Annotated in this window: 15 protein-coding genes; 7 read left to right on the forward strand and 8 right to left on the reverse strand. The window is 42.4% G+C overall.

All coding sequences use genetic code 11. From position 1 onward, the window contains the following. Positions 1-2 precede the first annotated feature (2 nt). The 4 genes from NIES1031_RS26450 to NIES1031_RS20685 form a co-directional block, all read right to left on the reverse strand. Positions 3-107, reverse strand: coding sequence for a DUF4351 domain-containing protein (locus NIES1031_RS26450; protein WP_084544421.1), 105 nt, complete (start codon positions 105-107; stop codon positions 3-5). A gap of 174 nt (positions 108-281) precedes the next feature. Continuing rightward, positions 282-524, reverse strand: a complete 243-nt coding sequence (locus NIES1031_RS20675; RefSeq protein ID WP_218596899.1) for a DUF4351 domain-containing protein — start codon at positions 522-524, stop codon at positions 282-284. Positions 525-576: 52 nt separating this feature from the next. Beyond that, entirely contained in the window at positions 577-1,365 is a 789-nt protein-coding gene (locus tag NIES1031_RS20680; RefSeq protein WP_073551346.1) for an ABC transporter permease, read from the reverse strand. Further along, positions 1,362-2,345, reverse strand: coding sequence for an ABC transporter ATP-binding protein (locus NIES1031_RS20685; RefSeq protein ID WP_073551347.1), 984 nt, complete (start codon positions 2,343-2,345; stop codon positions 1,362-1,364). The genes NIES1031_RS20680 and NIES1031_RS20685 overlap by 4 nt, the downstream gene beginning before the upstream one ends. Before the next feature lie 181 nt (positions 2,346-2,526). Here NIES1031_RS20685 and bioF point away from each other — a divergent pair, with 181 nt between their 5' ends. Continuing rightward, positions 2,527-3,720, forward strand: coding sequence for an 8-amino-7-oxononanoate synthase (gene bioF / locus NIES1031_RS20690; protein WP_218596902.1), 1,194 nt, complete (start codon positions 2,527-2,529; stop codon positions 3,718-3,720). On the opposite strand, the gene NIES1031_RS20695 is transcribed toward bioF, so the two are convergent. Continuing rightward, the gene (locus tag NIES1031_RS20695) at positions 3,692-4,360 is read right to left on the reverse strand and encodes a general stress protein (RefSeq protein WP_073551349.1); all 669 of its coding nucleotides are present in this window, start codon (positions 4,358-4,360) and stop codon (positions 3,692-3,694) included. The two genes, bioF and NIES1031_RS20695, sit on opposite strands and share 29 nt — an antisense overlap. A 523-nt stretch (positions 4,361-4,883) precedes the next feature. Here NIES1031_RS20695 and NIES1031_RS20700 point away from each other — a divergent pair. Beyond that, on the forward strand, positions 4,884-6,380 hold the full coding sequence (locus NIES1031_RS20700; protein WP_073551350.1) for a sensor histidine kinase: 1,497 nt from the start codon (positions 4,884-4,886) through the stop codon (positions 6,378-6,380). A gap of 61 nt (positions 6,381-6,441) precedes the next feature. Beyond that, positions 6,442-6,780, forward strand: coding sequence for an ArsR/SmtB family transcription factor (locus NIES1031_RS20705; RefSeq protein ID WP_236738932.1), 339 nt, complete (start codon positions 6,442-6,444; stop codon positions 6,778-6,780). Positions 6,781-6,852: 72 nt separating this feature from the next. Here the strand turns inward: NIES1031_RS20705 and NIES1031_RS20710 are convergent, their stop codons facing one another. The 3 genes from NIES1031_RS20710 to NIES1031_RS20720 form a co-directional block, all read right to left on the reverse strand. Continuing rightward, on the reverse strand, positions 6,853-8,247 hold the full coding sequence (locus tag NIES1031_RS20710; RefSeq protein ID WP_073551351.1) for a DICT sensory domain-containing protein: 1,395 nt from the start codon (positions 8,245-8,247) through the stop codon (positions 6,853-6,855). 106 nt (positions 8,248-8,353) lie between these two features. Beyond that, entirely contained in the window at positions 8,354-9,874 is a 1,521-nt protein-coding gene (locus NIES1031_RS20715; protein WP_073551352.1) for a UDP-N-acetylmuramoyl-L-alanyl-D-glutamate--2,6-diaminopimelate ligase, read from the reverse strand. A 129-nt stretch (positions 9,875-10,003) separates the two neighbouring features. Then, on the reverse strand, positions 10,004-10,276 hold the full coding sequence (locus tag NIES1031_RS20720) for a glutaredoxin family protein (protein WP_073551353.1): 273 nt from the start codon (positions 10,274-10,276) through the stop codon (positions 10,004-10,006). A gap of 111 nt (positions 10,277-10,387) precedes the next feature. Between NIES1031_RS20720 and cysH the strand changes: the two genes are divergently transcribed. The 4 genes from cysH to NIES1031_RS20740 all read left to right on the forward strand — a co-directional run bounded on the left by cysH (position 10,388) and on the right by NIES1031_RS20740 (position 18,222). Continuing rightward, positions 10,388-11,113: a phosphoadenosine phosphosulfate reductase gene (cysH, locus tag NIES1031_RS20725; protein WP_073551354.1), complete on the forward strand. Its 726-nt coding sequence runs from the start codon at positions 10,388-10,390 to the stop codon at positions 11,111-11,113. A 36-nt stretch (positions 11,114-11,149) separates the two neighbouring features. After that, complete coding sequence (gene sbcD, locus NIES1031_RS20730) at positions 11,150-12,469, forward strand: exonuclease subunit SbcD (RefSeq protein WP_073551355.1); 1,320 nt, start codon at positions 11,150-11,152, stop codon at positions 12,467-12,469. Between the two features lie 828 nt (positions 12,470-13,297). Further along, positions 13,298-15,982 carry an ATP-binding protein gene (locus NIES1031_RS20735; RefSeq protein WP_236738933.1) on the forward strand — a complete coding sequence of 895 codons (2,685 nt, stop codon included), beginning with the start codon at positions 13,298-13,300 and terminating at the stop codon, positions 15,980-15,982. Beyond that, positions 15,979-18,222, forward strand: coding sequence for a two-component system response regulator (locus NIES1031_RS20740; protein WP_073551356.1), 2,244 nt, complete (start codon positions 15,979-15,981; stop codon positions 18,220-18,222). Before NIES1031_RS20735 ends, NIES1031_RS20740 begins: the two co-directional genes overlap by 4 nt. The last annotated feature ends 406 nt before the right edge of the window (positions 18,223-18,628 follow it).

Below are 18,628 nucleotides of genomic sequence, written 5' to 3' on the forward strand. Positions count from 1 at the left end.
CATTAACACGCATTTTGTGCTGGGCAGTTCTCTAAATCAGGCAAAGTATCAAATTCTAACAAAGCTATGCTAAGGTTTTCCAGGACGGGTAAGGGTAGGGAAGTGATGCGTAATTATGCTTTGTACACACTACGCGTTGCGCATTTTCTCAGATTATTGCCCTAATCGTCGTATCAACTGGCATGTAACTATTGATGCGATCGCATTTTCTCAGATTATTGTCCTATTAGTCGTAGCAACTAGCGTCTTATCTCGCGTTAACTTTTGCCCTCAAACATCAGTTAGCTTTCGAGTGCTGCCAACCAAGCTTGTAAATCTGTCATGCTAGTAAAATCAAGCAATGCTTCACCAAGATTTTCGAGTTGTTCTAAAGGCAAAGATTCAACAAGCTGACGTACATCCGATGCTAACTCTCCCACCCGTCGATGTAATTGACGCAAAATGAGCGATTTTTCTCCTTGTTGTATTCCTTCCTGCTTGATCTCTCGGTAAACTCGTATTTCTTGCAGTATGATTCCTAACATTGCTTCTACCTCGCGTTGACAGAACTCTGGATTGCAAATATTAAAAATATAATTATGCACCCATACCTGAATATTGTTTTACTCCACGTCGCCATAACCAGCGATTAATAACAAAAAATAACGCAATCCAACCCAGCATAACTAAAAAGCCTTGTAATACATTCACTGGTAAACCGATTAGTATTGATGCGGGGAAGTCAATTAAATAAGGAAATGGTGTCCAAAGTAATACATTGCGGATATTTTCGGGAAACATTTCTAAGGGTGCAATTAAGCCTGAAAAAAAGAGATAAAATAAAAACCAAAAGTTCTCAATTGCGTTAGCTCTTTCAGTCCAAAAGGCAAATAAAGCAAACGTGTACTGAATGAGAAATCTTAAAATAAATGCCGAAACAACTGTTACTACAAACAATAAAATATTACTAAAACTTGGTATCCAAAGAGCTTGCGGATAAAGAAAGAAAAACAACGCTACTAATAATAAAGCAAACGGTAGACGTGCTAATCTTTCTGAAAGATGCGCAGCGACATGATGCCATACAGGATCGAGTGGTTGTAATAATCTAGGAGAAAGTTTTCCTTCGACAACTTCTTTCTCAAATTCATAAATTACCCACACTACAGTAAATTGTCGGACAACAAAAACCGTAAGAAAGTAACGTGCAAAATCTTCGGGACTCAACCCAAATTGTCCGCTTTGAGCCGCTTGTGTCCACACTCCCATTAAAATCAGTGGTAAGCTACCAGACAAAGCCCATAAAAATAGCTCAGCGCGGTATTCGAGCATATATGCATAATAACTGGTAAGCAAAACGCTAGCTTTTTTCAGAAGCGAGTTCATGACACACCACCAGCCCTAAAGACACGACCAATAACTTCTTCGACGGGTGGATCAGTTACAGTTAAATCTATGACTTCTAACTCTGCCAAAATTTGGGCAACGGTACGAGTTAAGGCTTCGCGTTGCACTAAAAAACGTGCTGATTGTCCTTCTATAGACTTAATTTCGCCATAATGCATCAGCTTCCCTTCGGGTAAAGGGTGGGCGAGTTCTACTTGTACTTCGCGATAAGGTGCAAATCTATCAATTAACCCTGTTAAACTGCCATCGTAAATCAATTGTCCTTGGTGAATGACAAGGACGCGATCGCACAATGCGCTAATATCTGCCATATAATGACTTGTTAATAAAATCGTCGCATCGTATCTTTTGTTATATTCGCGTAAAAATTCGCGGACTCCAACTTGGGCGTTAACATCAAGTCCTAGCGTTGGTTCGTCTAAAAATAGTACCTTGGGTTGATGAAGTAACGCCGCCATTAGTTCGGCTTTCATGCGTTCCCCCAGCGATAGTTTGCGTACGGGTTGGTTTAGCTTCCCTTGTAGTGACAGCATTTCTGTGAGTTCGCCCACACGCTGACGATATTCTTTATCCGAAAGGTTATAGATTGCTGCGTTGATCTTTAATGTGTCTAGCGCGGGTAAATCCCAAATTAACTGTTGCTTTTGCCCCATGACAAGCGTGATTTGTTTCAAAAATCCTAGCTTGCGTTGAAACGGGATGTATCCAGCGACGCGTACGCGCCCTGCTGAAGGGTGAATCAAACCTGTCAACATTTTAAGCGTAGTAGTTTTCCCTGCACCATTTGCCCCTAAAAAGCCGACAACTTCCCCAGGTTTAATCTCAAAGGAAACTTGTTTGACTGCTTCTACCATGCGATAGGTACGGCGGAAAAAGTGTTGTATGGCTCCTTTTAATCCAGGTTCTTTAACGGCGACAGGATAAACTTTACTGAGGTTCTCAGCCGAAATGATGGGCATAAAAAGGGGTGAGGGGTGAGGTGTGAGGAGTGAGTAGCTAGTGGTTAGTCAAGTCATTATTGATTCAGTGGTGCGGGCATCTTTCCTGCGTTTAACTTAGGTAAATTGGACATAAAGAAAATTGCAGATGATTTGTTGATGTTCTCCATGAACAATAGTAATAAAAATCTTAGTAAGAATGCTGAGTGACGCTTACGACTGGATCGAACAATCCCTCGCAACTATCCATAAAGCTGATTGGTATCGTAGTGTACAGACAATTCAAGGACGTTCAGGGGCTACTGTAGAAATCGATGGGCGATCGCTTGTCAATTTTGCGAGTAATGATTACCTTGGATTAGCGAGTGACGATCGCTTAATTCAAGCTGCGATTACGGCAACACAAAAATATGGTACAGGTAGTACAGGGTCGCGATTACTCAGCGGACATCGCGAATTACACCGCGAATTAGAATGTGCGATCGCCGCGCTCAAGCAAACCGAAGATGCTCTTGTCTTTAGTTCGGGCTATCTTGCAAATATTGGCGTCATTTCGGCAATTGTCGGGAAACGCGATTTAATTTTATCAGATCAGTACAATCACTCATCGTTAAAAAGTGGGGCGATTCTTAGCGGTGCAACGGTAATTGAATATTCGCATTGCGACCTCGCATCGATTCAAACGCATCTTCAACAACGCGATCGCTATCGTCGCTGTCTGATTATCACCGATAGTGTTTTTAGCATGGATGGCGATTTGTGTCCTCTACCAGAGCTACTTGATTTAGCCCAACAACACAATTGTATGCTGTTAGTTGATGAAGCTCATGCGACTGGGGTATTAGGAGATGGTGCTGGATGTGTAAAACACTTCGGCTGTATACAACGTCAGTTAATTCAAGTTGGTACGCTCAGTAAAGCTTTGGGGAGTTTAGGCGGCTATGTTGCTGGAGGCAAAACTTTAATCGATTTCTTGCGCAATCGCGCTCCTAGTTGGATATACACTACTGCACTTTCACCTGCAAATACGGCAGCAGCTTTAGCAGCAATTCGCATTATTCAGCAAGAACCCGAACGACGTCAACAATTATGGCGCAATATAGACGAGTTGAAGTTACTTCTACATCAACAGTTACCGCACTTAAAATTACTACCGTCTGAATCTGCGATTCTTTGCTTATTATTACCAAGCCCCGCGAGTGCTTTGACTGCGGCTCATCGTTTGCAAGATGCGGGGATTTTTGCGCCAGCAATTCGCCCCCCCACAGTACCCACAAGCCGGATTCGGATTTCACTCATGGCGACGCATACATTCAGTCACATGAAGCAACTTGTCGATGTTTTGAGTGCCATCAATATAGTTTCATCTAAACCTGCTCGCGGCGATCAACAATAACAACGTTGGAATCGTCACTAACAGGTTCTACGTACTCTGTACTGCGAGTTACTTCGGGTGTTGCATTGTGATGAAGATTTTGAACTTCAGTAGCAGCTGGAATATCGTAAACCCCAAACTCTTGAATGCCTCGATTCATTAAAATTGCTTCGGCGTTGATGATGTCTTGTGTCGTACCATCGACAATTACTAAATAACCACCACCAGCAACTTGTTCATTGTAGATTCTTGCTCGTTCTTCGGGAATACCTAAACCAAGCAATGCACCGAGTAAACCGCCTGTTGCAGCACCAACTGCACCTGCGGCAATCGCACTCGTTAAAGCGGAAGCGACTTCGCCAGCAAATAATACTGGACCGACCCCAGGAACGACAAGACTACCCAAACCAACGAGTAAGCCTGTGATTCCTCCTAATATGCCCCCTGTCAGCGCTCCGGCTGTTGCGCCTTCACCAGCTTTATTGTCGAAGGTGTCGTTTACATCAATTCCGGCGATTTCGTCTTGAGTTGCTTCGTCACGAGCAATGATCGAAACTTTATCCATTGAGAAACCGCGATCGCGTAAATCATTGATTGCTTGTTCTGCATCTAAATAACTAGAGAATACACCAATTGCTCGTCTTCTTATGTCATTTACCATTTTTTACCACCTTACTTAGGCTTTCAACAATTTATTTGATATGACACTTGAATTTCTATCAAATTAATGACTAAAACATCATCAATCTAAGGAGATACACTACAATATAAAAAAATAATGACTTTACAAAAGCTGTTATTTTTATTTTATCTTTAATATGCAAACAAACTTTTTGGTTTAGGTAAAAACAATGAGAAATAAAGTAATTTTAGAGTGCAGAATAATTATTAATGTATGGCAATCATAAATTAGAATTTTATTTCAAAACAAAAGATATGTAAGTTAAAAAGCGTGTAATTCGCTGTCTTGATATATATAAAGGTAGCTAAAACAACAATCTATCAAACTAAAGCTTACTTGCGCGAGGTAATTAGTTATTAGAGAAAACAACTAGCCTCAACGGAAATTGCGACTCATGAGTTCGGTTCTACGACTGCCCTCGATGACCAAATCCCGATATCTTATGTATTGAGATCGAGATTAAAGCACTACAAACAATGGCGAGTTGAAGGGGTGAGTACTGGTGCGCAAATGGATAATCCCAACACTGAGTGAAATACTAGCGAGCAACGACGCACAGCACGGCGGCTATGGTAGCAATTCTTGCCTAGTGTCTCCAACTAGCGAAGAATGTACTTTGGCAGATAAGCCTGTCAAAGCAGCGCAGCAATGGCACGTTGCGATCGCCGCCTTAGAGAACCTACTACGACAAACACTTCTTCAAGACACGGTTGATGAGAATTGCAGTGCATCGCCGCAGGGAGTTGTGTTGGCAAGTTTTGCACCAGCGATCGCCAATCCCCAACTTATTAGCAAGCTACCCGCGTGGACTTTTACTAAAGATTCTTGGCAGCATCAACTACTTCCAGCAGATGTCACTTGCGTTGCGGCACACAAAACTTTACAAGTAGCTGCCGAATCAGGAATTCCATTACCGTTGCTTCCTGGAGATCCGCTAGCACAGGAACAGTTTTGTTTAGTGTTAACCGCACAGTTTAGCTTTGTGATGGTTTTAGCCGAAAACGGTGGCGTACCAATATTTTTATTTTCGTTTGAACCAGAAGTTGTTGAACAGGCGTGGTATGCGCTGCGAGCAAGAGCCGTGCTGACAACTTCTGAGTCAGTATTACATCTTGATAAATTAGTTCAACAATATTATCCCATAGCGCCAGATTACCAAACAGTCATGCACTTTAGTCGCTTGCTGTTGCGGCATATGCCAGAAGTGCCACACGAAGAAGTGCGTGATAGTGCAATCCGAAATCATAACTCGGAACTCAGTTCCTCCGCACCGCGATCTGATGTGGAGTTACTGCAAGCATTTGCGCATGAAGTGCGGACACCGTTAACAACGATTCGGACATTGACTCGCTTGCTCCTGAAGCGCCGCGACTTGGCAACTGATGCGATCAAACGGTTAGAAATCATTGACCATGAGTGTACCGAGCAAATCGACCGCATGGAACTTTTATTTCGTGCAGCAGAACTAGAAAAGTGTACTGCTAAGCACTCAGGTACTTATTTAACGGCGATGTCATTAACGCAGGTACTACAGCAAAGTGTTCCGCGTTGGCAAAAACAGGCGAGTCGGCGTAACTTGACTTTGGATGTTGTTTTACCGCAGCAGCAGCTACCAACCGTCGTTAGCGATCCAAAAATGCTGGATCAAGTATTAACAGGGCTAATCGAAAACTTTACGCGCAGCTTACCGCCAGGAAGCCATATCCAAGTACAAGTTATTCCTGCGGGAGATCAGTTAAAGTTGCAATTGTTGCCTAAGTCTCAGCTAGGCGAAAACGATAAAGGACACCAATCTACAGTTCCACCGATTCGCAAGTCACTAGGGCAGTTACTCACGTTTCAACCCGAAACAGGCACTATTAGTTTGAACATTACAGCTACTAAGCAGCTATTTCAAGCAATTGGCGGTAAACTCATCGTGCGCCAACGCCCCCATGAAGGCGAAGTTTTAACGATTTTCTTACCATTGGACGTTAAGCAGACCGAATATTGCAGTTAGACTTAGTAAAACGACAACTCATTCGATAAACTTCTAATTAGATATCGGTTCAATTAGAGAAATGGAACAAGATATCATGCAATTGCTGCTGCGCTTTTTTAAAGTGCTAGCCGACGAAAGCCGATTGGGACTTCTAGGGATTTTAGCGAATCAAGAATGCAGTGTGGAAGAATTAGCCGTATTACTGCAATTGAAAGAACTAACGGTATCGCATCATCTCAATAAGCTCAAAGAGTTGCAGTTGGTAAAAATGAGCACTGAAGGAAACACCCACCTGTATCAGCTAGCCACTGAAGCTTTACAAGGTATCAGCAAAGAGATTTTTTCGCCAAAGCAGATTGCTACGTCGCGAACTGATCGGCTATCAATTCATGCAGAGCGAGATCAGATGAAGAAGTAGAGAGTGGATAGTGACCAGTGCGTAGGTTTTGAGTTACCCCTCATTTTATTCTTCCTCTGCCCCCCTGCTTCTTCAACTTTCTGACCCCCGATCCCTGAACCCTGACCTCTCAACAGGATCTACAGGTAAAAGCACATTGAAAGTCGAACCTTCTCCCAAGCGGCTTTTGACTGAGATCGAGCCACCACAGCGCAAGAGAAGTTGTTGCACAATAGTTAAGCCTAGCCCTGCACCACTACCATCTTCACCAGCGGCGGGGCGGACGCGATAGAAGCGATCAAAGATCTTAGGAATTTCAGTCGGTGCAATACCAATACCTGTGTCGCGAAATTCGAGTTGGACAAAATCACCTTGCAGACGCGATCGCACCCAAACTTGACCGTTGGTAGGGGTAAACTTGATGCTGTTGTGCAATAAGTTAATCACAATTTGTTTGAGCCAAGCACTCACACAGGAAACGGGAGGTAAATCCTCAGGTACGGTGTAAGCAAGCATAATGCCTTTTTCAGTTGCTAATGGCTGATATGTACTGACAACGCCAGGCACAATTTCACTCAAGCGCACTGATTCTAAAGGTGTTTGTACCGCACGTTCCAACTGGATTAAGTCTAATAAACCATTAATGAGCGAGTTTTGGCGATCGCATTCTGTACTCAGTACTTGCAAATACCTTTGTTTTTGTGCAGGTTTAAGTTGCGGAGAATTGAGTAAACTGAGTGCCATTTTCATATGCGCCAAAGGTGTCCGCAGTTCTTGACACAACTCACTTACAAACTCATCTTTTAAAGAAAAACTACTTTGCTTTTTTGTCCGAGTTGCTTTATTAAGTGCGCGATCGCGGCGTAATTTAGTCCGACTGCGAATTTGTTCTTGGTGATGAATTTGTTTGGTTAAGATTTGATTTAAAAATAACGGTTCAGGAATTATTGGAACTTCTAGAGTTAACGACGTAGCTGATTGACTGATGCTTTTGAGACTATCAAGTACTGGTTGAATTACGCGTCCTTCAAACGAATAAGACGCGACCAACGGCGGCTTTTTGCGGCTTGTAGTTGGTGATGCATTTTCTTTGACTTTCTGTTGTCGCTGCTTTGGTCCTAGTCGATATGCCAGGATTAGACCACAGAAATTACTAGAGGCGATCGCCAAAAAGTATTCTCGACGTAACTGATTATTTAGTTTAAGCGGAATGGGAACGTTAGGAGACTTGAATTCGTCAGCGTTGTCGCCGCCTTGGTGAACAATCATGTATGTAATATGCGGCTGCTGTACTTGATTGTGATAACGCTGAATTTCTGCGTGCCAAATTTCACCTGGTGGTAGCTTTAACCACAGTGTTGCCGAAATTTGATTTTCAATCAAAACATCAATTGTCGCCCTGACTAATGAAAGCAAAGTTGCAGCGCTAACAGCTAAAAGTTGCGGGGGTGGTTCTACGTTGAGAATAGACTTATAAAGCGAATCCATAGTGAGTAATATTGTTTTGCTTTAAAGTTGCTACTTAGGAGAAGCAGAGGAAGAATAAAATGAGGGGTAACTCAAAACTCGCGCACTAGTCACTAGCCACTAACTACTAACCACCACTCCCTTGTATCTTTTGGACGTTGTGTCTTTCTTGCAAAGCAAATCTTGCTTGTTCGCGATCATCAAAGTGGATTTTTTCTGTTCCTAAAATTTGGTAGTCTTCGTGACCTTTCCCCGCAATGAGTACGCCATCTCCTGGTTGGGCTTCGAGGATCGCTGTACGAATCGCACTCGCGCGATCGCAGATTACTTTTGGCTGTATGGTTTCGGGGATTCCGGCTAAAATATCTTGCAAAATGCGTTCGGGGTCTTCGGTGCGCGGGTTATCTGACGTGACAACCGCGATATCTGCAAGTTGCGCCGCAATTGCTCCCATTCTCGGACGCTTCGTGCGATCGCGATCGCCACCACAACCAAACACGCAGATCATTTTGCCTGGAATAAAAGGGCGTGAGGCTTTGAGTAAATTTTCTAAACTATCAGGTGTGTGCGCGTAATCGACAATCACGCTAATATCTTGCTTAGCATCGATTTGCACGCGTTCCATTCGCCCAGGAACTTCCGTAAATTTTGGTAAAGCTTGGGCAATTAATTCTAAATCTACACCCAGGTGTAACGCTGCGGCGACAGATGCCAACATATTTGAAAGGTTGTACTCGCCGACTAAAGGCGAACGAAACGCAATATCTCCTTTGGGTGTATGCAGCATTCCATTTACACCCGTCGGTTCATAGTTTAGATCGCTCGTCCAAAATTCAGCTTCTTCCGCATTGTGGACGCTATAGCGCCATAGTTGCTGTGCAGGTATTTGTGCAATGAGCCTTTGTCCGTAAGCATCATCTGCATTAATCACCGCGCGTCCTTGAAGATAATCAGGGCTAAATAACAGTGCTTTCGCCGCAAAATAATCTTCCATATCCTTGTGGAAGTCAAGGTGGTCTTGCGTTAAATTTGTGAACACCCCAACTTCAAACGGACAGCCCATCACTCGTCCTTGGGCTAAAGCATGCGAACTGACTTCCATTACGCCCCACTGACAACCAGCGTCGCGGGCTGCGGCTAATTGTTGCTGAAGTTCGACTGCAAAGGGTGTGGTGTGCGTTGCGGTTTGCTCATAACCTTGCCATCGCGTGTAGAGAGTTCCCATCAATGCGGTGGGAAACTGCGCTTGTGTGAGAAAAAATTCAATGAGGTGCGTTGTTGTTGTTTTGCCATTCGTACCTGTCACACCCACAAGTTTGAGTTGTTTTGCAGGGTAGCCATAGAAAGCCGCAGCCGAAGAGGCGCACGCTTCTACCATATCAGTTGCCGCGATAACGCAAGCATCTTTAGTTGCAGGCTGTTTTTTTGCTGCATCGGTGGAAATTAACGCGGCGATCGCTCCCGATGCGATCGCACTTTGCCAAAATTCACCGCCATCAACTCGCGTCCCTGGCATTCCAATAAACAGATCTCCTGCTTGGCAAGCATGAGAGTTTGTTTTTAATCCCGTAACTTCCGTATCGATTGCTGCGTGTTGGGGTACTTCGACAACACTTGCAATATTTGTTAACAATTCGCGCAATTTCATGGCATCAACTCCTCACAACAAAAACTCAAAAGACCCTAAAATCCCTCACCCGCTGACCCCTGTACGGGCAAGGCACTGCCTTGCCCGTCTGACCTCTGACCCCTGACCGCTGCCACAAACACACATCCTTTACTCTGAATCATGAGTTTTGAGATATTTCTGTAGCAATTGCTCCAACTGCGACACACTGGCGCGGGGAGAAGGACGAGGAATTTGCGTTTCTTTGCCATTATTGTTTTGACACAGGACTGGAACTTCATACTGATACGCCTCAACCCAATCTGCACGAGTTGTAATGTCTCGTACTTCCAAATCGAAGCTGAATGAGTGAATTTGTGCCAATTTTTCCTCCAATCCCTCACACAAATGGCACCCTGGCTTACTGTATAAGATTAATCGCATTTTAGAGAAACCACTTCATAAAAAACAAAGGCTCGACGTAAAAAATCAAAAGCTTTCACCCATGCCATATTTAGATATTCTGGATGTAGGAGAAATAACCAAAGAATTGACATGAGCTTTTCGACCGAATCTCAGACGCAGACTGATAGTTTTGATTTAGATCAACTTAACCAGAGATTTGACACTGCTCATCCAAGAGAGATTTTAGCTTGGTGCGTTGAGCATATTGTAAAGGGACTAGTGCAAACGAGTGCCTTTAATGTTGATGATATGGTCATCACTGATATCTTATACCGCGACCTCAAGTACGCAGTTCCAGTCATTTTTCTCGACACGTTACATCACTTTCCCCAATCATTAGAATTTGTTGCCAAAGCGAAGGAAACGTATAACCTTGACTTGCGCATCTATAAAACTCCTGATGTAAACACGCGGGAAGCATTTGCCGCTAAATATGGTGAAGCCTTGTGGAACAAGGATATCGAGAAATTTCACCACGTCACAAAAATTGAACCTTTGCAGCGTGGTTTAGAAGAACTCAACACCGTTGCTTGGATTACGGGGCGACGTCGCGACCAAGCTGTGACCCGTGCCGATATGCCAGTATTTGAATTAGATGCCCAACAGCGTCTTAAGGTGAATCCTTTGGCAAGTTGGATGCGTAAAGACTCCTGGAATTATGTTTTCCAACACAATGTCATTTACAACCCACTCCACGACCAGGGTTATCCCAGCATCGGCGACGAACCAATCACCACCCCCGTCGCTGAAGGCGAAGACGAACGCGCAGGACGCTGGCGCGGTATGGGTAAAACTGAATGCGGAATTCATATTTAGTAAGTGATTAGCAATTAGTAGTTAGCTATTAGCGAAATGATTAAAATCCTCCACCTATCCGATATTCATATGGGCAGTAGCTTCTCCCACGGACGCATTGACCCTCAAACAGGAACTAACACACGACTAGAGGATTTTGTCAAGACTTTGGCGCGGTGTATTGACCGTGCGATATCAGAACCCGTTGACCTTGTTGTTTTTGGTGGCGATGCGTTTCCTGATGCAACCCCACCACCGTTTGTCCAAGAAAAATTTGCGAGTCAGTTTCGCCGCTTGGTCGATGCGCAAATTCCCACAGTTTTATTAGTTGGTAATCACGACCAACACTCGCAAGGACAAGGCGGGGCGAGTTTGTGTATTTATCGAACTTTGGGTGTACCAGGATTTATTGTGGGCGATCGCCTCATGACGCACCACATCCAAACGCGCAATGGTTCGATTCAAGTCATCTCGCTACCGTGGCTAACGCGTTCAACGCTGCTAACACGCCCCGAAACCGAAGGACTGTCTTTAGCTGAAGTCAATCAGTTACTCATTGATCGCCTGCGTGTCGCCCTCGAAGGTGAAATTCGTAGCCTTAACCCAGAAGTCCCAACGGTGTTATTGGGGCATCTCATGGTTGATAATGCTTCCTACGGTGCTGAACGCTTTTTAGCGGTTGGTAAAGGCTTCACAGTACCACTATCCTTGCTGGCGCGTCCTTGTTTTGATTACGTCGCGCTAGGACACGTCCACCGCCATCAAAATTTGAATAAATCAAACGATCCGCCAATTATTTACCCAGGAAGTATCGAACGTGTCGATTTTAGCGAGGAAAAAGAAGATAAAGGCTATGTAATCGTCGAAATCGAACGTGGTAAAGTGCAGTGGGAATTTTGTCCTTTACCCGTGCGTACATTCTGCACAATTGATGTTGATGTGTCGAATGCTGCTGATCCGCAAGCAAAAATATTAAAGGCGATCGCCCAAAAAAATATTAATGATGCTGTTGTACGTCTTATTTATAAACTCCGTTCTGAGCAACTAGACCAAATTGATACAGCACTGCTGCATCAAACATTAAGCCCAGCGCATACTTATACCATTCAACCCGAATTAATTAGCCAACTCGCACGTCCACGCGTACCCGAACTAGGAACAAGTAACGCGATTGATCCTCTAGAAGCTCTAAGAACTTATTTAAACAATCGAGAAGACCTCAAAGATATCTCAGCCCCAATGTTAGAAGCTGCACACAAGCTATTAGCGGGTGATAATGAAGAATGGTTCAACCTAGATCCAAACAACACAGACAACAAAGCTGCTAGTAGTCAAGAAGCTATAAACCTTACAGATCGTCAACTGCGCTTACTTTAAAGAAGACCTAACGGGTTGCTCAATACTTAGTTGCTATATTGGACTAGCGATTCGCTGGCGTTCGATGAAAAATTCTATTATTGATTAACTTAATTACTAGTGACTAAGTGCCAAAGTTATAGACGTTACTATTTAGTATTAAGCTATCTAAGATCAAAACTTAAAAGCGAAAAATTCAGTAATTATTCTTTATTTTCGCTAGGCGATTGAGACGCCGCTGCGCTTCAATCTGAGAATTATTAGCACTAAATAATTGGTAATTAACTACGCACTTTTTTCGTTAAAATCTCAACACTAAATGCTTATCGATTACCTCTTTTGAATTACCCAACCAAGAAAAGTGTAACTCCCAATACTTTTGTAGAATTAGACAATTCTTAGGCAGTTGAAATGCGAATCTGATTTTTCAGCATAATTACGGATGTGCTAGGAATTTATGGCTTTTATAAGTAGATAAGATGCGAAATTTTACAGATGAAGCTGTACGCAGCATCGTAGACAACACTCAACTTTATTGGTTTTAAGCTCTCTATATTGTCAGCGATCGCCAACCTTCTGTGAAAACTAGTAGGTTTTACTTAAAATATACCAATCATACTACTAAAAACTACCGGCACTTATCTAAAAAAAAGAATTTGATCAATCAATGCTTCAGACAAGATAATGTAAACAGCTAATAATTGTAGTGAACTATGTTACTTAAACAAAGTATAATTTATTACTAGTTTTATTAAATATATGAGGGTGCCGAAACCAAACCTATTGCTGAAAATACCTAATAGTAAGGCGCACGAGTCGCGTGGAGTTACATTACATCGATTGCTTATTGTGCCTTTTATACTACAAATTTTTACAGTTGTAGGAGTGGTAGGATATTTCTCGCTGCGTAACGGACAACAAGCAGTCAACGACTTGGCGTATCAGTTGATGGATAAAGTCAATCGTCTTGTGACGCAGCATCTTGATAGCTATCTATCAACTCCTCAGCAAATTAATCAGCTGAATATTGATGCCATTCAACTCGGAATATTAGACTTACAAAACTTTGACACAGCAGGGCATTATCTGTGGAAACAGATGCAAGTGTATGATGTGAGCTACATAGGTTATGCTCTCACCACAGGGGAACTGGTTGCATCTGGGCGGTATTTAGATGGTAGAGGCGTGACGATTGATGAGCTTTCGTCGCGTACTCAAGGAAAAGCATACACTTACGCAACGGATAATCAGGGCGATCGCACGCGAGTTTTAAGAGTTTATGACAACTATCAACCGTTGACAGAATCTTGGTATACGTATGCAGTAAAAGCCGGAAAACCCGTGTGGAGTCCAGTATATACCTGGAACGATCCGGCAGGTCACTTGTTGATTACGGCAAGTCATCCTATTTACAATCAAAATAACAAACTTATTGGTGTGTTTGGAGCAGATTTTTTACTAACTAAAATTAGTCATTTTCTTCGTAGTTTAGATATCAGTCCTTCCGCCAAAATTTTTATTATTGAACATGATGGCAAGTTGATTGCTAGTTCTAGTACAGAAAAACCCTTTACACTGCTTCAAGGCAAAGCTCAAAGACTTAATGTTTTACAAAGTCAAGATGCCTTAATCCAAACTACAGCAAAGTATTTATACAATGAATTTAGCAGCTTTGCCACAATTAATATTAGCCAAGAACTAAGTTTTCAGCACGATAATGAACGTCATTTTGTTCGTGTAACACCGTGGAAAGACACACTTGGACTTGATTGGTTAGTGGTGGTTGTCGTGCCTGAATCTGACTTCATGGCACAAATTAATGAAAATACAAAAATCACAATTATTTTCTGCTTCTCGGCAATGCTACTGGCTACGCTTTTAGGAATGTTGACCTCGCGATGGATTACCCAGCCAATTCGAGAACTCAGTGCAGCTAGCAAAGCGATCGCCTATGGAGATTTAGACCAAAAAGTTGAGATTAAAGGAGTCAGAGAACTGGATGTCTTATCGCAGTCATTTAATCGGATGGCATTACAACTTAAAGAATCCTTTGAACAGCTAGAAACAAGAGTAGAAAAACGCACAGCCCAACTCAACGAAGCTAAACAAGCTGCCGAAGCTGCGAATCGTGCTAAAAGTGAATTTCTTGCTAACATGAGTCATGAATTGCGTACTCCTTTAAATGCAGTTCTTGGGTTTACAACATTGATGAATCAAGACGCCTCCCTCACCGCTGAACAACGAGAAAATCTAAAAATTATTAATCGCAGTGGCGAACACTTGCTGACATTAATTAATGACGTTCTTGATATGGCAAAAATTGAGGCAGGTCGTATGACATTAAATAAAAAAAACTTTGACCTATATAGCCTTTTAGATACAATTGAAGAAATGTTCTCCTGCAAAGCTCAGTTAAAAGGCTTACAGCTACAAATTGAGCATACCGTAGAAGTCCCTCGCTACATTAATTCAGACGAAATCAAATTACGCCAGATTCTCATTAATCTTGTCGGTAATGCGATTAAATTTACGCAAGAAGGTCATGTGTTTTTGCGTGTAACAACCGTAGAGAATCAAGATACAATACCAAAGCTCACTCCACAAACAACACTACATTTTGAGGTAGAAGACACTGGAGTAGGAATCGCAGCACATGAAACCGAAATGCTATTTAAACCTTTTGTGCAAACAGAAACGGGACGAAAATCCGAACAAGGAACAGGGTTAGGTTTAGCGATCACGCACAAATTTATTCAACTGATGGAAGGAGCAATTACGCTTAGTAGCCAGTTAGGAAAAGGCACAATTTTTCAGTTCAATATTCCTGTTGAACTTGCTGAAGCTACATCACAGGAAACTGAGACTCAACGCGTTATTGGTTTAGAGCCAGGACAACCACAGTATCGGATTTTAGTCGTTGACGATCACTTAGCGATGCGCCGCATTCTGAAACAAACGCTAACTAACATTGGGTTTGAGGTACGCGAAGCTGAAAATGGTCAAGACGCGATCGCGCTGTGGAACATCTGGGAACCACACTTCATCTTGATGGATATGCGGATGCCGATTGTCGATGGCTATGAAGCAACTCAATATATTAAATCCCAACCAAAAGGTCAATCAACAATTATTGTTGCTTTCACGGCTAGTGCGTTTGAGCAAGAACGAGCAACTGTCTTAGCAACAGGTTGCGATGATTTTATTCGTAAGCCGTTTCGCGAAGAAGTCATTTGGGAAAAGCTCAAGCAACATCTTGGTGTCCGTTATATTTATGAAAATCCACGTTCAATTCGCGAAACGCTGCAAGAAATAGCCCCAGGTTACGCGCTTAATGCTGATAACCTCAACGTTATGCCGACCGCGTGGATTGCGCAACTGCACAATGCTGCGGCGAAACTTGACGCCGAAACTATAGCTCAACTGATTACAGAAATTCCTACAGATTATGCGTTTCTCGCCCAAGCATTGCAACAAAAAGTAAATAACTTTGACTTTGATCAAATTATCGACTTAGCTCAGCCATCCTCGTTATGAATAGCTCTCCCCTTGATGCACCACGCACAATTTTAATCGTTGACGATGTTCCTGAAAACCTGCGCGTCTTGTCCAAAACTTTGTTAGGACAAGGCTATCAAGTCCGCTGTGCGAAGAATGGTGCTATGGCATTGATGGGAGCTAATACCGCCCCACCCGATGTGATTCTCCTCGATATTAAAATGCCCGATCTTGATGGCTACGAAGTTTGTCGTCGCCTGAAAGCTTCGCCCACAACGCACGATATTCCAGTGGTTTTCTTGAGTGCTTCGGATGATGTTCTTGATAAAGTCAAAGCTTTTGAAGTTGGCGGAGTAGATTACATTACGAAACCATTTGAGATTGCAGAAGTTTTAGCCCGCGTTCAAAGTCAGATTGCGCTGCGAAGTGCCAAAGCAGAAATTTCTCAACTCAATACCCAACTAGAACAACGTATTCAACAGCGTACAGTACAGCTACAAGCAGCTAACCAACAGCTACAACGCGAAATCAAAGAACGCAAACTTGCAGAAAAACGGCTACAAGAAAGTGAAGAACGACTTGAAAGTATTTTAAATTCCCTAGAAGAAGTTGTGTGGTCAGTTTGTCCAAAAACCCGCAAGCTTTTTTATCTCAATTCGGCTGCGCAAAAAGTTTATGGTCGTCCTGTTGCTGAATTTTTTGAGAATCCCAATTTGTGGTTAGAAGCGGTGCATCCAGAAGATCGCCGCAAAGTTGAGCGATCGCATCAAATGCTACTTCAACAAGGCAGTGCTGAGTTAGAGTACCGCATTTTACAACCTGACGGCACGCTACGATGGGTGAGTACTCGTAGCCGCGTTATCTACGAAAATAGTGTTGCTGTTCGCCTCGATGGCATTGTTTACGATATTACACGCCGCAAGCAAGCCGAGGAACAATTAGTGTATGATGCCTTACACGATGCGTTAACGAGTTTACCCAATCGCAATTTATTTATGGAACGCTTAGAAAGCGCCTTACACCGCGCCAAGCGAAATTCTAATTATTTATTTGCAGTACTTTTTATCGACTTAGATCGCTTTAAGGTTGTTAATGATAGCTTAGGTCATACTTTAGGCGATCAATTATTATGTGCGATCGCCGATCTTCTTCAACAATGCTTACGCTCTACTGATACAATTGCTCGGTTTGGTGGTGATGAATTTACAATTCTCCTCGACGATATCAAAGATATCACAGATGCGATCCGCATTGCTGAGCGACTCCAAGCACAACTTACCGCACCATTCCAACTTGAAAACCACACAATATTTTCGAGTGCAAGTATCGGAATTGCCCTCTCTTCGCCAAGCTATCTTGAAGCACAAGATTTACTCCGCGATGCTGATATCGCTATGTATCAAGCTAAAGAACAAGGTAAGGCACGATACGCAATCTTTGACCAAGAAATGTATCAAAAAACTCTAAAACTCTTACGCTTAGAAAGCGATCTACGACAAGCGTTAGAACGTCAGGAGTTTTGCCTCCACTACCAACCAATCATTTCGTTAACGACAGGTAAATTAACAGGTTTTGAAGCATTAATTCGGTGGCGACATCCTCAAAGCGGGTTAATTTCCCCCACAAAGTTTATTTCTGTCGCTGAAGATATTGGCTTGATTGTGACTATCGGCGAGTGGGTGCTACAAGAAGCTTGTCGTCAGCTTCACGTTTGGCAAGCACAATTTCCGCATTTGATGCCGCTGAAATTAAGTGTTAATATCGCTGGACAACAAATTAGAGAACCGAATTTTATTCACCAAATCGATCGAGTTTTAACTGAAACTGGATTGGATGGCAGTTACTTACAATTAGAAATTACTGAAAGTACACTGATTGAGTATGCACAAGAAACTGTTCGGACTTTACTAGAAATTAGGTCGCGACGAATTCAGTTAAGTATTGATGATTTTGGTCAAGGTTATTCATCTTTAAGCTATTTACATCGATTTCCGATAAATAGTTTGAAAATAGATCGCTCTTTTGTGAGTGGAATGCATTCCAATGGTGAAAACTATGAAATTGTCCGCACAATTACGACGCTTGCGCATATTTTAGGAATGAATGTAGTCGCAGAAGGTGTGGAAACACCTGAACAATTTTCAGTACTAAGAACTTTAGGCTGTGAATTTGGTCAAGGATATCTCTTCGCAAGATCTTTGAATTGCGCCTCAGCTACTGCTTTAATGGCTAATAACCCTCAATGGTTAGAATTGACTGAGCTAAACCAGCCTTTGTAAATAGTGCTAAATATAACATCTTCAGTTTTGCAAGATCTTAATCTTCAGAATTATTGTCATCTTTTGATTGAATAATATTTTGGGAATACTCGTTCTTTAGAAGAAATTTACTAATCCTAAATATTTGTTTCAATAAAAATAAAGGTAGGATAACAATCAAGCCTAATAGGCTAATGCAAGCAAGAGTAAATAAATAGAATACACGCTCAAATGTGTTGTAGCTATCTACATTTTTTTTATTATGCTCTGTGTGTTTCATTTAGGGAATTATGTTCTAGATAGTTAGGAGTATTGTTAAGGATGCAAGCCGGTTGTGAAATACTTGAAAAGTAGAAACTAAAAACAAAATCATCGATTAGCTTTAATCAAGTTCTGTTTTAACAAAAAAATATAAAAAATAGATTGA

Origin of the sequence: Chroogloeocystis siderophila 5.2 s.c.1, from assembly GCF_001904655.1 — a bacterium.
GTDB classification, from domain to species: domain Bacteria; phylum Cyanobacteriota; class Cyanobacteriia; order Cyanobacteriales; family Chroococcidiopsidaceae; genus Chroogloeocystis; species Chroogloeocystis siderophila.

Excerpts from the sequence above, each read along its gene's own strand:
- cysH (WP_073551354.1), top strand. The coding sequence starts at position 10,388 with ATGAGCTTTTCGACCGAATCTCAGACGCAGACTGATAGTTTTGATTTA.
- NIES1031_RS20675 (WP_218596899.1), bottom strand. The coding sequence starts at position 524 with ATGTTAGGAATCATACTGCAAGAAATACGAGTTTACCGAGAGATCAAG.
- NIES1031_RS20720 (WP_073551353.1), bottom strand. The coding sequence starts at position 10,276 with ATGCGATTAATCTTATACAGTAAGCCAGGGTGCCATTTGTGTGAGGGA.
- NIES1031_RS20680 (WP_073551346.1), bottom strand. The coding sequence starts at position 1,365 with ATGAACTCGCTTCTGAAAAAAGCTAGCGTTTTGCTTACCAGTTATTAT.
- NIES1031_RS20740 (WP_073551356.1), top strand. The coding sequence starts at position 15,979 with ATGAATAGCTCTCCCCTTGATGCACCACGCACAATTTTAATCGTTGAC.
- NIES1031_RS20715 (WP_073551352.1), bottom strand. The coding sequence starts at position 9,874 with ATGAAATTGCGCGAATTGTTAACAAATATTGCAAGTGTTGTCGAAGTA.
- NIES1031_RS20705 (WP_236738932.1), top strand. The coding sequence starts at position 6,442 with ATGGAACAAGATATCATGCAATTGCTGCTGCGCTTTTTTAAAGTGCTA.
- NIES1031_RS20695 (WP_073551349.1), bottom strand. The coding sequence starts at position 4,360 with ATGGTAAATGACATAAGAAGACGAGCAATTGGTGTATTCTCTAGTTAT.
- sbcD (WP_073551355.1), top strand. The coding sequence starts at position 11,150 with ATGATTAAAATCCTCCACCTATCCGATATTCATATGGGCAGTAGCTTC.
- NIES1031_RS20710 (WP_073551351.1), bottom strand. The coding sequence starts at position 8,247 with ATGGATTCGCTTTATAAGTCTATTCTCAACGTAGAACCACCCCCGCAA.
- NIES1031_RS20685 (WP_073551347.1), bottom strand. The coding sequence starts at position 2,345 with ATGCCCATCATTTCGGCTGAGAACCTCAGTAAAGTTTATCCTGTCGCC.